Source organism: Mesorhizobium comanense, assembly GCF_005503535.1.
Lineage (GTDB): Bacteria > Pseudomonadota > Alphaproteobacteria > Rhizobiales > Rhizobiaceae > Mesorhizobium > Mesorhizobium comanense.
In genome coordinates, this window is record NZ_SCNN01000005.1 from 333,893 (window position 1) to 348,968 (window position 15,076).

A 15,076-nucleotide genomic window follows, 5' to 3' on the forward strand; every position below is an offset into this window, starting at 1 on the left:
CGAACCGCGGAGGGGCACGTCCGTGTCGAACCAAGTCGCCGCCGTCGTGCCGCGCAAGACGCGAGGGCCATGGGCCGTCGCGCTTGCCAAGCTGACAACGGACAGGGCCGCCATGGCGTCCCTGGCCGTGTTCCTGCTCATCGTCCTCGCCTGCTTCAGCGCGCCTCTCTACGCGAAATGGGCAGGCGTGGATCCGTTCGCCTCCACACTCGACGCCGTCATCCAGGTCGATGGTGCCGACGTTCCCGTGATGGAGCAGTCGACGGAAGGGCTCGGTCTTGGTTACACGCCCATTGGCCCGACCTGGCAGCTCGGAAACTACTTTCTGGGCGCTGACAGCCAGGGGCGTGATGTCATGGCAAGGATGCTCTATGGCGGCCTGAGCTCGTTGCTGATCTCGGGCGCCGCCACGATCTTCACCTTGATCCTTGGCACCGCGGCGGGATTGATCGCCGGTTATTTCGGCGGCATCACGGATACGGTTCTGTCGCGTCTCCTCGACGTGTTGTGGGCGTTCCCGATCTATCTGCTGGCGATCTCGTTATCGATCGTCACCATCGCGCAAGGCATCTCGATCGGCCCGATCGAGATCCAGTCCGGCAGCCTGTGGCTGCCGGTCATCATCATCGGCATCGTCTATGTGCCTTATGTGGCGCGGCCGATACGCGGCCAGGTCCTGTCGCTGCGCCACAGCGAGTTTGTCATGGCCGCGATCAATCTGGGCGTGCCGGGATCGCGCATCCTGTGGCGCGATATCCTGCCCAACATCACGACCACCCTCATCGTCTTCGTGCCGCTGATGATGGCGTTGAACATGCTGACGGAATCCGCGCTATCCTTCCTCTCGATCGGCGTGCAGCCGCCGGCGGCGAGCTGGGGCACCATCATCCAGGACGGGCAGGCGCTGCTCTACACGCGGCCGCTTGTGGCGCTGGTGCCGGGCCTGGCGATTGCCGTTTCGGTCATGGCGCTCAATGTCTTCGGCGACGGGCTGCGCGACGCGCTCGACCCGCGTTCCAAGGTCCGGCTGGGGCGCGACTGATGATCTACGCCATCCTTCGCCGTTTCGGTCAGATGCTGTTCGTCATGTTCGGCATCTCGGTCATCGTCTTCCTGATCTTCTTTGCTACTCCGGGCTCCGACCCGGCGGCGCGTATCGCCGGCCGCAACGCTTCACCAGAAGTGCTGGAGGCGGTGCGTCACTCCTTCGGCTTCGACCGGCCCCTCTACGTGCAGTATGTGACGATGATGGAAAAGATCTTCGTCACCGGCGACCTGACCTCCTTCGTCAATCGTGGCTGGAAGGTGGTGCCGGCGGTCATGGATTCGATCCCCGTCACCCTGTCATTGGTGTTCGGCGCGGCGATCCTGTGGGTGGTCGTGTCCATCATCATCGGCATCGTCGCCGCGGCGACCCGCGACAGCTGGCTGGACAAGCTTCTCATGGCTTTGGGATTGCTCGGCATTTCCATGCCGGTCTACTGGCTGGGCGAGGTGATGAACCTGATCACCCAGAGCCGCTACCACGACAGCTGGGCGTTCTCCTGGGTGCCGCCGCTTGGCTACAAGAATTTTTCCGACGATCCGAAGGGCTGGTTCCTGACCCTTGTCATTCCGTGGATCACGCTCGCCATTCTCTACATCGGCATCTACGGGCGCGTCCTGCGCGCGGCCATCATCGAATCCATGCAGGAGGACTATATCCGCACGGCACGCGCCAAGGGCCTTTCGGAGACCCGGATCCTGCTGCGCCATGCCTTGCGCACCTCACTCATCGCCTTCGTTACCTTGTTCGGCCTCGACTTCGGCGCGCTGGTCGGCGGCTCCGCGCTGCTGACCGAGGTGGTGTTCGGACTGCACGGTATCGGCAAGCTCACCTATGACGCGCTGCAAAACCTCGATCTGCCGATGATCATGGCAACGGTCATGTACGCGTCCATGTTCGTGGTCGTCGCCAATGCGGTGGTCGATTTCGTCTACATCCTTCTCGACCCGCGCCTGAGGACATCATGATACTATCGGTGCGCGATCTCAAAGTATCCTTCCGCACCGACGGCGGCCTGGTGCGCGCCATCGATGGCGTGTCCTTCGACCTCGACGAAAGCGAAATCCTCGGTGTCGTCGGTGAATCCGGTTCCGGCAAGACGGTATCGCTGCTGGCCGTCATGGGCCTCATCACCGATCCCAACGCCACGATAGAAGGGTCCATCCGCTACAAGGGACGCGAGCTGGTGGGGTTGCCCGCGCGCGAGCTCAGGCGCTTGCGCGGCAACGAGATCGCCATGATCTTCCAGGATCCGATGACGGCGTTGACGCCGGTCTACACGATCGGCTGGCAGATCGCCGAGCAGATCCGGGCGCATCGCGGCGTCAGCAAGTCCAAGGCGATGGAGCGCGTGGAGGAGCTGCTGGCGGAGGTGAATTTTCCCAACCCGCACGAGGCGATGTCGCGCTACCCGCACCAGCTTTCCGGCGGCATGCGCCAGCGGGCCGTCATCGCAATGGCGTTGTCGTGCAATCCGGCACTGCTGGTGGCGGACGAACCTACGACGGCGCTCGATGTCACGGTGCAGGCCGGCATCCTTGATCTTGTGCGCAAGCTGCGTGCGACCCACAAATCGGCGGTCGTTTTCATCACGCACGACATGGGCGTGGTTTCGGAACTCGCCGACCGGGTGATGGTCATGTATGCCGGCCGCGTCGTCGAGCGCGGCAGCCGCACGGAGTTGTTCTCCGACCCGCGACACCCCTATACCCGCGCGCTGCTCGGCTCGATCCCGCCCTTGACCGGGGAGAAGCCGCGGCGCCTGCCTGCCATTCCCGGCTCTCCGCCGTCTCTGCTGCGGTTGCCGCAAGGCTGTGCCTTCGGCCCGCGCTGTCCGGTTCGCTTCGAGCCTTGCGAAGCGGCGAAACCCGCACTCGGGGCCGGAACACATCCCGCTGCATGTTTCCGGGTGGCACAGGCATGAGCGAGCCAATGACAGACGCCGACCGCCCGATTCTCGAGACACGCTCGCTGGCCAAGCGGTTTTCGATCGGCACCCGCTTTTCCGCCGAAGGCCGGCGCACCGTGCATGCCGTCGACAATGTGTCGCTGACGGTGCGGCGTGGCGAAACCGTCGGCCTGGTCGGCGAATCCGGATGTGGCAAGTCCACGCTGGCGCGCTGTCTGGTGCGGCTCTACGACATTTCGGACGGCAAGCTTCTCTTCGAAGGCGACGACATCACTTCGAAATCGCTTTCCGAACTCCGGCCGCTCAGGCGCCGCCTGCAAATGGTTTTCCAGGACCCGTCAGCCTCGCTCAATCCGCGACGGCGCGCCGGCGACCTCGTGGCCGAGCCGCTGCGCATCCATACCAAGCTTTCCTCGGCCGAGATCTCCAAGCGTGTGGCAGAGCTGTTCGACCTCGTCGGGCTGTTGCCGGACCATGTCGTGCGCTTTCCGCACGAGTTTTCGGGCGGCCAGCGCCAGCGTGTCGGCATTGCGCGGGCGATCGCGCTCAACCCCGATCTGGTCGTGCTGGACGAACCGGTTTCGGCGCTTGACGTTTCGGTGCAGGCGCAGATCGTCAATTTGCTTGCCGACCTGCAGGAGAAACTGCAGCTCACCTACATCTTCATCGCGCACGACCTTTCGGTGGTGCGGCAGGTTTCGACGCGTATCGCGGTGATGTATCTCGGTTCGATCGTGGAGGAAGGTCCGGCGGAAGAGGTCTTTGCGAGACCGGCCCATCCCTATAGCCAGGCCCTCATCTCGGCGGTTCCCGTCGTCGAGACGACGCCCAGCGGAACGCGCAAGCGCATCATCCTCACCGGAGATGTGCCAAGTCCGCTCAACCCGCCATCCGGCTGCCGATTCCATCCCCGATGCCCGATCGCGGTGGATCGGTGTCGCTCCGAACGGCCGGAATTGAAGGAATATCGGCCCGGTCGCAGGGTCGCGTGCCACTTTCCGACGGTATAGTGAAGCAAGCGGCCGCCAAAAAAGGCTCGACGCGGCAATCATGACGGGAGTGTCGGTCTCTCTGCGCTCCTGCTTGTTGGGGCAGTGTCATGTTCCAAAGGTTGGCCGATCAAGGCTCTGTAGGCGCTCAGCATGGCATCGGCAGAGCGTCCTGCCTCTACGATCGACCGACGCGCGGCGATGCGCATGCGCGTCAGCGCGGCCTGATCGGCGACCAGCTTGGCGATGCGGGGTGTCAGCGCTTCCGGCGTTGAGGTCGGCGCGATAAAACCGTTGACGTCTTCGCTGATCATGAGCGCGACATCGCCGACATCGGTGGCCGCCACCGGGCATCCCATCGCGAGCGCCTCGAGCATTGCCAGGGGCGTGCCTTCGAAGCGGGACACCATGACGAGGATGCTGCAGGCGGCATAGAATTCGGGCATCGCCAAGCGGTCGAGACTTGGCACGTAGTGCAGGCGGTCCGTCACGCCGGCACGGCGGGCGGCCTTGCGAAAAGCCGCAGTCATCGGGCCGTCGCCCACCACGAGAAGCCGGGCCTCGCGATGGGCCGCCAGGATCGGCGCGGCCACGGCGAGGAAGGCGAGGGGATTTTTCTCCTCGCTCATGCGCCCGGCGAAACCGATGACGAAGCTGCCATCCTCGATCCCGTAACGAGCGCGAGCCGCATCGCGCTCAATCCGTTGCGGATTGAAAACGGCAGCGTAGTCAATGCCATTGGGGATGACGGCAACCGCCTCGGTCCTCGCGCCGCCCTGCGCGAGCGAGTGTCCGATGCTTTCACTGACGGCAATGAAATGGTCGATGGAAGATTTCGCATCGAGTGCTGAAGCCAGGTGGCCCTCGGCGGCGTCATTGTGCAGGATGTCGTAGCTCGTCAGCCCGCGAAAGCGCGACTTTATCTCTGCCAGATTGGCGTAGAGAAAAGGCGATCCGCTGGACAGGATCGCACTTGTGCCGCGCGAGGCCAGCAGAGCCGCGACGAATTCAAGCCAATGCCGACGGTCTAGGAAATTCGGCAAGTGATAGACTTCCGGCGTGATCGCCAGGAAGACAGGTGTCAGAGCCTGATCTCCAGGTTCGGTCGTCACGATGCTGAGCCGCCAGTGCGTTTTCAGACTGTTCAGGATTTCGGCCAGCAGGGCTTCGGCGCCGCCGATCGGCAGCCAGGGCGCCATGACAAGCAGATGCGGGCGCGCGTCCGTCTCGTCCCGCGACACACGCGCCAGTGCGGAAAACGGCTGGTCCGGCACGAAGGCCGCGGCCACTGTCCGGATGCGACCGCGCCAGGATGAATCCTCGAAAACCCGGCGGTTCTTGTCGCGGATCGTCGCCATGAGTTGCCGGCGCTTCTGGTCGGCCTCATGCAAGAGCGTGCGGCCGTGACGCCGGTGATTGAGCAATTCTTCTGGAACTGCTCTGCCGCGACGACCCAGTTGTGCCAACCGCAACCAGAACTCCCAATCTTCGTAGCCGCTCCTCATGGATGGGTCAAAGCCGCCGCAGATCATCCAGTCATCCCGGCGAAACAAGGCGCTGACGCTGGTATGGTTTTCGAAAAGCGCCGCCTCGATGTCGAAATCGCGTGTTCTCCAAAGGGATGAGTTGTCGCCAAAGCTGCGCACCCAGGAATAGACAAAGCCGAGCGAGGGATCAGACCTCAACAGCGCCACGCATTTTTCGACATAGGTCGGCTCGATCGTATCGTCGGCATCGAGGCAGCAGATGTATTCGCCCCGCGCGGCCGATATGCCGGAATTGCGCGCGCTGGGCAGGCCCAGATTCGTCTCGTGCCTGATGATCCGGACGCGTTTCTCGGCGCCCAAGGCAGCGAGCGCCGAGATGGTCTCGGCATCGTCGGACCCGTCGTCCACGACAATGACTTCAGCGGCAAGGGTCTGTCTCAGGGCGGAACGGACCGTCTCCGGCAAAAACCGTCCATAGTTGAAACAGGGAATGACAATGGAGACCAGAAGCGGGGCCTCCACGCCTGGAAAGACGTAGGCGGGTTTTGTCGTCAGGCCGGCCTGCGGGGAAAGGCGTTGGCGCGTACTGTCAATCAGTTCGGGTCTTTCGGGGTCGCGGCGTTGCAGGCGGATCATTCGCCGGCGCCATCTGAGCACCTTTCGTGACCAGCTCTTCGCCATACGCGTCAACATCAGGCGCACACCTGGCGGGCACGCTGCCAAGATGCTCATGCGTGTTCGGCGCTCCACAGCGCTTCATGTGCCGGGGCCGGGATTCGCAACGCCGGCGTCAATGCCGTGATTGAAGCCGGTGGCTGCTCGAACTGGCTGGGATAGAGCGCGGCGAGCGCCAATTTGTCGGCGGCTTCGCCGACGGGCCACAGCGAGCGCCGCGGTCTGATCCGCGCGGCGAGTTGCCGGAACCGGGCAAGCCCGGCAGCGCGCGATCGCCAGTTGGCGGCGTAGTGCAGGTCCTCGTAGAACGCTATGCGCCAGCGTTCGCGCAAGGCCTCGTAATGGCGCAGCACGATCTTGAGCACCACGAGATGGTCGATATGGCCGCCAATAGCGGCTGGGCAGAAAAGCCAGGGCCGTTGCTTTTGCGTCCGTTCCTGGGCGGTCGCGAAAATCGCCTCGGCGATGACAGCGTTCAACCGCCGCGCGTCCTCATCAACGCCGGTGATGTCGAACGGGTGATGGCCGCGCAGCGGCGCCTCATCGAGGCCTGCAAGGGATAGGCGTAACCCAGCCTGCCGTGCGAACGCCTGCTCCTCGCGCAGGCGCAGGACTGAAATCACCGCGATGCGCTCATCGCCGCGCGCCGAGACTGTGTCAGGCTGTGCCACATAGCCCGATCTCGAAAAGAGCGTCAGCAGAACACCCTGCTGCCGTCTTCGCGCGAAGGCCCCAAGCGAAAAGCAGATGTCGTCGCAATGCGGCGACAGGTAGAGATCATGGCTCGAAGCCTCGGCAAGGCCAGGCGGCGCAGAGCGCCAGCGCGAGGCGAGATCCTGCGAGGTCAGGTTGAGATTGCTCAAAGCCGTAGGGCCGAAGGACGCGATTGCGTTCCAACTCATGCTGCTTCAGTCCACCCGCCTTCGCAATTCACGCCAAGGAGGATATTCTCATGCAGACTAAGCCCCTGTCTGGCAAGGAACATTTCTACGCGGATGGCGAGGCGCGCATCAAGGTAAAGCGCTTCTGCGGAGATAGCATTCAGCGTCACGGCGAACGGTGCCCACAGTTGTAAGACGCTGCAAATAGGCTAGATAAGGGCCGAGACCGGCCGGTTGGGCCGATCGATCAGCCGATTTGCCTGGGAAAGCCGCCCGCAACAACATGACGGAAGCAAAGCTCGCCATAGCGCCCATGATGGACTGGACGGACCGCCATTGCCGGTTCTTCCATCGCCAGTTGACGACGCGCGCGCTGCTCTACACCGAGATGGTGGTGGCCGACGCGATCATTCACGGCGCGCGCGAAAGGCTTTTGGGTTTCGACGAGGCCGAGCACCCGGTCGCGTTGCAGCTCGGCGGCTCCGATCCGGCGAAACTTGCCGAAGCGGCCCGTATCGGCGAGGCCTTCGGCTATGACGAAATCAACCTCAATGTCGGCTGTCCATCCGATCGCGTCCAGTCGGGCACGTTCGGCGCCTGCCTGATGAAGGTGCCCGGCCTCGTCGCCGACTGCGTGGCGGCCATGAAGGCAGCGGTCAGTATCCCGGTCACTGTAAAATGCCGGATAGGTGTCGATGAACAGGACCCGGAGCCTGCCCTCGATGCCCTGGCCGACCGCGTTTTCGATGCCGGCACGGATGCCTTATGGGTGCATGCGCGCAAGGCATGGCTGGAAGGGCTCAGCCCCAAGGAAAACCGTGACATCCCGCCGCTCGACTATGACAGGGTCTATCGGCTGAAGAGCAGAAAACAAAACAAATTCATTGGTATAAATGGTGGCATTCAGTCGCTTGAAGAGACACGGGCGCATCTTGGGCATGTCGACGGCGCCATGCTCGGCCGAGCTGCCTATCATACGCCGGGAATTCTGATCGGCGTCGACGCCGCCTTTTACGGCGCGCGCCCGGAAGCTTTCGATTTCGCGGCGTTGATCGATGCGATGGCGCGATATGCGGCGCGCCATATCGAACAAGGCGGACGGCTTGGGCACGTCACCCGCCATATGGTCGGGCTGTTCCACGGACTGCCCGGCGCGCGCCGCTACCGCCAGATCCTGTCCACCGATGCGACCCGGCCCGGCGCCGGTCCGGACGTGCTGAAGACGGCATTTGCGGCCGTCGAGCTCGATGGGGCAGCGGCCGAAGCGGCCTGACGGGTTCTCAATCCCTGAGGATCATCCGGTCGCCGCGCACGTCGAAGCCCGACAGCGAGCCGATGAAGTTCATGCCGAGCAGGCTCTGGCTGAGCATGCCGGGCGCCGCCACCATCACCGACATGTCCTTGCGCACGATGCCGCCGATTGCCACCTGGCTGGTTCTGACCGCTGCCGCGCGCGCGATGCCGTTGGCGGTTGAAACTGGGATTGTGTAGTTGAGCGCCGCTGGATTGAACCCCGCGGCCTGAGCGTCTTCGGATGTCAGCACAGTGCTCGTGGCGCCGGTATCGACAACGGCCCGGACCGGATTGCCGTTGACCAGGATGCGCGCCTCGAAATGACCATTGTCTGCCTTGTCGAGGGTGACGGTGGCGTGCCCGTCCTCGACGCCTAGCGCAAGCGGACTGCCGGGAACCAGGCCGGCGGTCACCCGACTGGCAACGTCCTGCAACTCGTAGCGGTATTGATAGCCCGCGATGAGCGCGAGCACGATCGCCGCCCAGGTGCCGAGGTTGCGGGCCATCACTCCCAACGGGGCCGACCGCAACAGGCCGGCGCCGATGAGGGCGCCGAAGGCACCGAGCCAGATCAGCCGGCCGAAATCGTAATTCTCGATGCCAAGCGTGCTGCCAGCGGAATCGTTGAGCATGAGCAGAACTGCTGCCACGCCGATCACCGCCATCAGAATCCAGAACAGCCGGCTGGTCATGCGTTCCTCGCTAGAGTGCGTCGCGTTCGCGCGCCATGCGGGTGCGGCGCGTCTCCCGGCGCGGCCGGCGCTCGACGGTTTCCAGCCTGGCCGGCAGTTCGGCCATCACGTTGCGGCGCGTCTCCGGCGTCATGGCCATCCAGGCGCCGATTTCCTCGCGCGTGCGGCCGCAGCCGAAGCAGAAGCCGGTTTTCATATCAATGGAGCAGACCAGGATGCAGGGAGATTCGATGGCCGTCATGACTTTCTCTTGGATCCCATCCGGAATCCGCTCTTCCACCTCCACATGGTGCAACGGCAGAGCCAATGCAAGCCCTCAGGATCGCGCCCTCCGCGGCCGGATTTGCGGCGATCACGCACAATGATCAGAGGAGGTTGTGCCGATCGAGCAAGGCGGGTATGCCGCTCCCCTGATCCAGGAATGATTGCCCCGACATGACCAGTGCTCTGCCTTTCGACGATTTCCGCAACCTGCTGGACAAGCTTCCGCCAGGCGACACCACGGCCGAAGCACGGGTGCGCACGTTGTTTGCCAAGGCGGACAAGCCGCGAGGCTCGCTCGGCCGCATCGAGGATGTCGCTGCCTGGCTTGCCGCCTGGAGCGGCCGGGCTCCGCCGGTCGTGACAAGGCCTCTGATGGCGGTCTTTGCCGGAAACCATGGCGTCGTCAGGCACGGTGTTTCACCTCGCCCGGTGGCGGCGACGGCCAATGCGGTCGAGCTTTGCGCAGCTGGCGGCGCCGCGATCAACCAGATCTGCATCGCCAACGATCTCGGGCTGAAGGTCTTCGACCTCGCCCTGCACATCCCGACCGCCGACATCACCGGGGATGCAGCACTCGATGAGCGCGGCTGCGCGGCCACCATGGCTTTCGGCATGGAAGCGATCGCCGGCGGCACGGACCTGCTTTGTCTTGGCGACCTCGGCGTCGGCAACTCAACCGTGGCGGCTGCCTTGCTCGCCGCGCTGTTCGGGGGCCGGGGCGCCGACTGGGTCGGCCCGGGATCGGGCGCCGATGCGGCGATGCAGGCCCGCAAGGCTGATGTGGTCGATGCGGCCCTGGCCTTTCATCACGGCCACCTCGGTGATCCCCTCGAAGTGCTGCGGCGCGTCGGAGGGCGCGAATTCGCGGCGATCGCGGGGGCAATCCTTGCGGCGCGCGTGCAGAAGATTCCGGTCTTGCTTGACGGCCTGGCGGCAACCGCTGCGGCAGCGACGTTGCATGCCGTGAACCCCGCGGCCCTCGACCACTGTCTCCTGGCCAGCCTGTCGCCGGAGCCTGCCCATGGCAGGGCGGCCGAGCAGCTCGGGCTGCGTCCCTTCTTCGACCTCGGCATAGGTCATGGCGAAGGGGCAGGGGCGGCGCTTGCGGCAGGCCTGGTCAAAGCCGCGGCGCTGACGAGCTCGGGGATGGCCGCGGCGCTGCGTGGCTAGAGCCTTGCGCGCGTTGAAATTTCAAAGCCGGCGATTTGGAATCCGGTAGATCACGGCCGTGTATTTCGCATTGGAGCGGCTGCCGACAACCGTCCCTCCAAGGCTCTCTGCAACTTTTCTGCTGGCCAGGTTCATTTCCGCGACCGGGTACTCGAAACATTCCGGATCGAGCGTCTCACGCGCCCATTCGGCGACAGCCGCGACGGCCTCCCGGCCAAGACCTTTTCCCTGCGAATCTTCCCTGATCCAGATGCCGAGTTCCGGGCGCTCGGTCGTTGCCGCGTGGAGACCAACAAGCCCAAGACAGCGCTCGTCCGCCACCGAACGCACGACGAAATGCAGGTCCGACCCGTCGGCGATCGGCGCCAGCCAGGCTTTCCAGACCTTGGCAAAGTCCTCCGCTGATCGAGGCGGTTCCCACTGCATGAAACGGGTTATCGCGGGGGTGATGGCCGCTAAGACCTCTTCGGCATCGGCTACCGTGAACAGCTTCAGGTGAAGCCGTTGCGACCTGATTTCAACGAGGCTGGCGTCCCAATCCATCATCGTGCAATTCCGCTGAAGGTAGCGTCCGTCAGGGATTGAAGCGGAGCGCCTAGCGCCGCCGCGCCGCAACGGCCGCGGTCGGCAGCGCCGGAAGTTCTTCCATCACCCGGCTCAGCGGGAAGATGGCGATCGCCTCGGTGCCTTCCCGCAACTTGGAGTGAAGCTCGAATTCGCCGCCATGCATGGCAAGCAATCCTTGCACGATCGGCAGGCCAAGCCCGGTGCCCTGTTCGGCGCTCTTGATCGCGATCGAGCCCTGGCCGAAAGCGGAAAGCACGACCGGGATCTCGTCCTCGGGGATACCGGGTCCATTGTCCCTGATCGAAATGTATTGACCGCCGCCCGCTGTCCAGCCGACGCGGACGCGGATTTCGCCGCCCGTGGCGGTGAACTTGATGGCATTGGACAGGAGGTTGAGCGTGATCTGACGCACAGCGCGCTCATCCGCGAACAGGCGCGGCAAGGTCTGCTCGAAATCCTGGACGACACGGATGTCCTTGTTGCGCGCCTTCAGTTCCATCATATGGCAACAATCCTCGGCGATGTTGAGCAGCATCACCGGCTCCTCATTGAGCTGGTAGCGGCCGGCTTCTATGCGCGACAGGTCGAGGATTTCGTTGATCAGGTCGAGCAGATGCTGGCCGGAATCATGCACGTCATGGGCGTAGTCCCGGTAGGTCGGATTGCTCATCGGCCCCAGCACCTCATTCGCCATCACCTCGGAAAAGCCGAGGATGGCGTTGAGCGGCGTGCGCAATTCGTGGCTCATCGAGGCCAGAAAACGCGACTTTGCGAGATTGGCGTCCTCGGCCCTTCGCCGCGCCTCGTCGGACATCGATTTCGCCGTCTCGAGTTCCGCGATCAACGCATCCTTTTCGGAGCGAAACGACAACAGCATCAGCGAGGAGCTGTTGAGGTGGCGGGCGACGTAGGCGAAGAAAGGCAGTGACAGGACGAGCAGCGCGGACATGATTGCCTCGACCGGCATCCACTGCCTGGAGCCGGCATAGACATAGAGCGCCACCGGAACGGCAAAGGTCGCCAGCAGCGCGCCACGCAGGGACGACGCCATCACCGCTGTTCCCGCCATGGCAAGCAGCAGCACCACCGCCTTGATGACCTGGAACTGGTCGACCGCGCAGGCCTCGCAGCCCAGCAGCACAAACCATGCCCAGCCGAGCCCGCAGAGGAAATGGCCGACGAGGAATTCCCTTCGCGCTTGCAATGGGTTGAGGCCAGACGCTTCCGTGCGCTCGATCCGCCGCGCCATGAAGGTGACGATAGTATAGCAGGTGAGCGTGAACAGCGCCCACAGTCCAATCTCGTTGCCAACGCCGACGAGGCGGCCTGCCGCGGCGATTGCCAGAACGAGCAACGGTATGACCACCGCACCGCCTGTCATCGCGCGGGCGTGGAGCTTCAGGAGTTCGCGGTCGAAATCGGGATTGCCAGCCTGCTGCGAAAGACGGTCCCGCGTCTTGCGCACCGCGCGCGCGACATCGCTGTTGCGATGCCGTTTCATGCGGTCCACAATGAACTTGTCCGCTGTGTTCGAGCGTTGCAAGGGCATCAAAAACTTCAATTTATGCGTGCAGCGGTTTCAAGTGTTAAGCTACGTTCGAATGATTAACCAACCGTTTGCCATATGAGCTTTTACCGGTCGCCAAGGTCGCGCCGGCGATACGCGGCGCCATACCCGAGAAGCCTATGGCGCAGACTGCTGGACTATGGGCTTGCGGCCCTCATTCTGGGGTTGCTGATCCTGCTGGCGGCGCGCCTCGATCGGGTGGAGACACGCAACACGCAGGGCGCGGCCATCGTCAATGATGGCGATTCGATCACGCTTGGCGCAGAACGTATCCGCATGCGCGGCATCGACGCACCGGAATACACCCAGACGTGCCGCAGGAACGGCGCCGAGTATCCCTGCGGTACGCTTGCGCGACAGTCGCTGGTGCGCCTGATTGCCGGCCGGCCTGTGACCTGCAGCGGCTGGCAGCGCGATCGCTATGGGCGGCTGCTCGGCGCGTGCAAGGCGGGCGACACCGATCTCAACCGTGCCCAGGTCGAAGCGGGCTGGGCGGTCGCCTATGGCGATTTCGAGCGCGAGGAAGCCGTCGCCCGTGCCGCGAAGGCCGGCATCTGGGCGGGCACGTTCGACCGGCCGCAGGACTGGCGCGCCAGCCATCGTGGCGAGGTTGTCGAACAAAAGCACGGCACGCTGGCGTCGATCGGTGACGCGCTGCGCGAGATTTTTCGTTTCTGGTGAGGCATACCGGCGCGAGACAAAGGAGGATCGAATGAAGCTCTTCGACGGCGGGCGGGCGCCCAACCCGCGCCGGGTCCGTGTTTTCCTGGCCGAGAAGGGGATTGCGGTCCCGCTGGTGCCTGTAGACATGGGTGCGCTGGAGCATAAGAACCGGGCGGTCAGCGAGCGCAACCCCTTGCAGCGCCTGCCGGTGCTGGAACTTGACGACGGCACGATCCTGACTGAATCCGTCGCCATATGTCGCTACTTCGAAGAGTTGCATCCAGAGCCGGCGCTGTTCGGCCGGGGGGCGCTTGGCAAGGCGAAGGTGGAAATGTGGCAGCGACGGATGGAATTCAATCTCCTGACCTGTGTCGCGCAGGCCTTTCGTCACATCCATCCGGCGATGAAGGAGTGGGAGATCCCGCAGATTCCCGAATGGGGTGAAGCCAACAAGCCGAAGGCCGTCGAATTCCTGAAGCTGCTCGATGGCGAACTCGCGAACCGGGAGTTCGTCGCGGGTGATGCCTATTCGATCGCCGATATAACCGGCCTGATCGCGATCGACTTCATGAAACCCGCACGCATCAAGATGCCGGAGGAATGCACCAACGTGTCGCGCTGGCATGAGGCCGTCTCCAGCCGGCCGAGCGCTGCCGCTTGAGCATTGATCTGGAAAGCCTGGCGGCGACAATCCGCGCTTGCCGGATCTGCGTCGAACATCCGATTGGCCGGCCTTTGCCGCATGAACCGCGGCCGGTGCTGCGGCCATCGTCCGGCGCCCGCATTCTCATTGCCGGCCAGGCGCCCGGAACCAAAGTGCATCTGTCTGGCGTCCCGTTCACGGATGCCTCGGGAGACCGTTTGCGCGACTGGCTTGGTGTCACCAGCGATGAATTCTACGACACCGGGAAATTCGCCATCGTGCCGATGGGTTTCTGTTTTCCCGGCCAGGATGCCAAGGGCGGCGACTTGCCCCCGAGGCGCGAATGCGCGCTTGCGTGGCTGTCCCGCTTGATGGCCCTGATGCCGGCCATCGATCTGGTCCTGACAATCGGCATCTACGCACAGACCTGGCACATGGGCGCCGCGCGGCGCTCTTCCCTGACGGAAACCGTGATGGATTGGCGCGCGATATGGGAGAATTCCGCCGGCCGCAAAGTGCTGCCGCTGCCGCATCCGTCGTGGCGCAACACAGGATGGTTGAAGCGCAATCCGTGGTTTGAAATGGATTTGCTGCCTTTCCTGCGATCGGAAATCCGCTATCGCATCGGCTAGGCATCCAGCAAGAAATCACTCGCATTTGTCGCGATCGGCAGAATTTCTTTCTTGTGAAAGCCAGAAATAAGAGGGAATATAGGGAAACTATTCCCCAGGAGCCTCCGATGGACCGCCTTGACCGAAAAATTCTCCGCCTCCTGCAGGAGGACGCGACGCTCGCGGTCGCCGATGTCGCAAAGAAAGTCGGCCTGTCCACCACGCCCTGCTGGCGCCGAATCCAGAAGCTCGAGGAAGAGGGCGTGATCAAGCGGCGCGTCGCCATTCTCGATCATGAGAAGGTCAATGTGCGCGTCACCGTTTTTGTGTCGATCCGCACCAATTCGCACAGCCATGAATGGCTTCGGCGGTTTTCCGAGGTCATTCAGGAATTTCCCGAAGTGGTCGAGTTCTACCGCATGAGCGGCGACGTCGATTATCTCCTGCGCGTCGTGGTGCCTGACATTGCCGCGTACGACGCCTTCTACAAGCGGCTGATCGCCAAGATCGAAATTCGTGACGTGTCCTCTTCCTTCGCCATGGAGCAGATCAAGTACACGACCGAAATCCCGCTCGACTACATGGTGCTGGACAAGGAATCGGGTGCCAACGCCGCCTGA

16 protein-coding genes are annotated in these 15,076 nt (G+C 63.5%); 10 read left to right on the top strand and 6 right to left on the bottom strand.

Annotation, left to right across the window (positions count from 1 at the left end):
• Positions 1 to 22: 22 nt before the first annotated feature.
• The 4 genes from FFS37_RS12200 to FFS37_RS12215 are packed head-to-tail and all read left to right on the top strand — an operon-like array spanning position 23 to position 3,964.
• Positions 23 to 1,042 carry an ABC transporter permease gene (locus FFS37_RS12200; RefSeq protein ID WP_171026249.1) on the top strand — a complete coding sequence of 340 codons (1,020 nt, stop codon included), beginning with the start codon at positions 23 to 25 and terminating at the stop codon, positions 1,040 to 1,042.
• Positions 1,042 to 2,013 (top strand): ABC transporter permease, encoded by a 972-nt coding sequence (locus FFS37_RS12205; protein WP_137931192.1) that lies wholly within the window; start codon positions 1,042 to 1,044, stop codon positions 2,011 to 2,013. Before FFS37_RS12200 ends, FFS37_RS12205 begins: the two co-directional genes overlap by 1 nt.
• Positions 2,010 to 2,969: an ABC transporter ATP-binding protein gene (locus tag FFS37_RS12210; RefSeq protein ID WP_137931193.1), complete on the top strand. Its 960-nt coding sequence runs from the start codon at positions 2,010 to 2,012 to the stop codon at positions 2,967 to 2,969. Before FFS37_RS12205 ends, FFS37_RS12210 begins: the two co-directional genes overlap by 4 nt.
• An 8-nt stretch (positions 2,970 to 2,977) precedes the next feature.
• The gene (locus FFS37_RS12215) at positions 2,978 to 3,964 is read left to right on the top strand and encodes an ABC transporter ATP-binding protein (protein WP_137931194.1); all 987 of its coding nucleotides are present in this window, start codon (positions 2,978 to 2,980) and stop codon (positions 3,962 to 3,964) included.
• Positions 3,965 to 4,002: 38 nt separating this feature from the next.
• Here the strand turns inward: FFS37_RS12215 and FFS37_RS12220 are convergent, their stop codons facing one another.
• Together FFS37_RS12220 and FFS37_RS12225 are read right to left on the bottom strand one after the other, a co-directional pair.
• Entirely contained in the window at positions 4,003 to 6,162 is a 2,160-nt protein-coding gene (locus tag FFS37_RS12220) for a glycosyltransferase (protein ID WP_137931195.1), read from the bottom strand.
• Positions 6,159 to 7,007, bottom strand: coding sequence for a hypothetical protein (locus tag FFS37_RS12225; RefSeq protein WP_137931196.1), 849 nt, complete (start codon positions 7,005 to 7,007; stop codon positions 6,159 to 6,161). The genes FFS37_RS12220 and FFS37_RS12225 overlap by 4 nt, the downstream gene beginning before the upstream one ends.
• 262 nt (positions 7,008 to 7,269) lie before the next feature.
• On the opposite strand from FFS37_RS12225, the gene dusA reads away from it, so the two are divergent.
• Positions 7,270 to 8,259 carry a tRNA dihydrouridine(20/20a) synthase DusA gene (gene dusA / locus FFS37_RS12230; RefSeq protein WP_137931245.1) on the top strand — a complete coding sequence of 330 codons (990 nt, stop codon included), beginning with the start codon at positions 7,270 to 7,272 and terminating at the stop codon, positions 8,257 to 8,259.
• 7 nt (positions 8,260 to 8,266) lie between these two features.
• Here the strand turns inward: dusA and FFS37_RS12235 are convergent, their stop codons facing one another.
• Positions 8,267 to 8,971: a TIGR02281 family clan AA aspartic protease gene (locus FFS37_RS12235; protein ID WP_137931197.1), complete on the bottom strand. Its 705-nt coding sequence runs from the start codon at positions 8,969 to 8,971 to the stop codon at positions 8,267 to 8,269.
• Between the two features lie 10 nt (positions 8,972 to 8,981).
• The gene (locus FFS37_RS12240) at positions 8,982 to 9,212 is read right to left on the bottom strand and encodes a DUF1289 domain-containing protein (RefSeq protein WP_137931198.1); all 231 of its coding nucleotides are present in this window, start codon (positions 9,210 to 9,212) and stop codon (positions 8,982 to 8,984) included.
• A gap of 194 nt (positions 9,213 to 9,406) precedes the next feature.
• On the opposite strand from FFS37_RS12240, the gene FFS37_RS12250 reads away from it, so the two are divergent.
• A complete protein-coding gene (locus FFS37_RS12250) occupies positions 9,407 to 10,405 on the top strand; it encodes a nicotinate-nucleotide--dimethylbenzimidazole phosphoribosyltransferase (RefSeq protein ID WP_137931200.1) in 999 nt (332 codons plus the stop codon).
• Positions 10,406 to 10,426: 21 nt separating this feature from the next.
• On the opposite strand, the gene FFS37_RS12255 is transcribed toward FFS37_RS12250, so the two are convergent.
• Together FFS37_RS12255 and FFS37_RS12260 are read right to left on the bottom strand one after the other, a co-directional pair.
• On the bottom strand, positions 10,427 to 10,951 hold the full coding sequence (locus tag FFS37_RS12255; RefSeq protein WP_210240452.1) for a GNAT family N-acetyltransferase: 525 nt from the start codon (positions 10,949 to 10,951) through the stop codon (positions 10,427 to 10,429).
• Positions 10,952 to 11,000: 49 nt separating this feature from the next.
• Positions 11,001 to 12,521 (bottom strand): sensor histidine kinase, encoded by a 1,521-nt coding sequence (locus tag FFS37_RS12260; RefSeq protein WP_137931201.1) that lies wholly within the window; start codon positions 12,519 to 12,521, stop codon positions 11,001 to 11,003.
• A gap of 75 nt (positions 12,522 to 12,596) precedes the next feature.
• On the opposite strand from FFS37_RS12260, the gene FFS37_RS12265 reads away from it, so the two are divergent.
• The 4 genes from FFS37_RS12265 (at position 12,597) to FFS37_RS12280 (ending at position 15,076) form a co-directional block, all read left to right on the top strand.
• Positions 12,597 to 13,220 carry a thermonuclease family protein gene (locus FFS37_RS12265; protein WP_137931202.1) on the top strand — a complete coding sequence of 208 codons (624 nt, stop codon included), beginning with the start codon at positions 12,597 to 12,599 and terminating at the stop codon, positions 13,218 to 13,220.
• Between the two features lie 31 nt (positions 13,221 to 13,251).
• Positions 13,252 to 13,863: a glutathione S-transferase gene (locus tag FFS37_RS12270; protein ID WP_137931203.1), complete on the top strand. Its 612-nt coding sequence runs from the start codon at positions 13,252 to 13,254 to the stop codon at positions 13,861 to 13,863.
• Positions 13,860 to 14,477 carry a uracil-DNA glycosylase family protein gene (locus FFS37_RS12275; RefSeq protein WP_137931204.1) on the top strand — a complete coding sequence of 206 codons (618 nt, stop codon included), beginning with the start codon at positions 13,860 to 13,862 and terminating at the stop codon, positions 14,475 to 14,477. Before FFS37_RS12270 ends, FFS37_RS12275 begins: the two co-directional genes overlap by 4 nt.
• A gap of 107 nt (positions 14,478 to 14,584) precedes the next feature.
• Positions 14,585 to 15,076 (top strand): Lrp/AsnC family transcriptional regulator, encoded by a 492-nt coding sequence (locus tag FFS37_RS12280; protein WP_006205209.1) that lies wholly within the window; start codon positions 14,585 to 14,587, stop codon positions 15,074 to 15,076.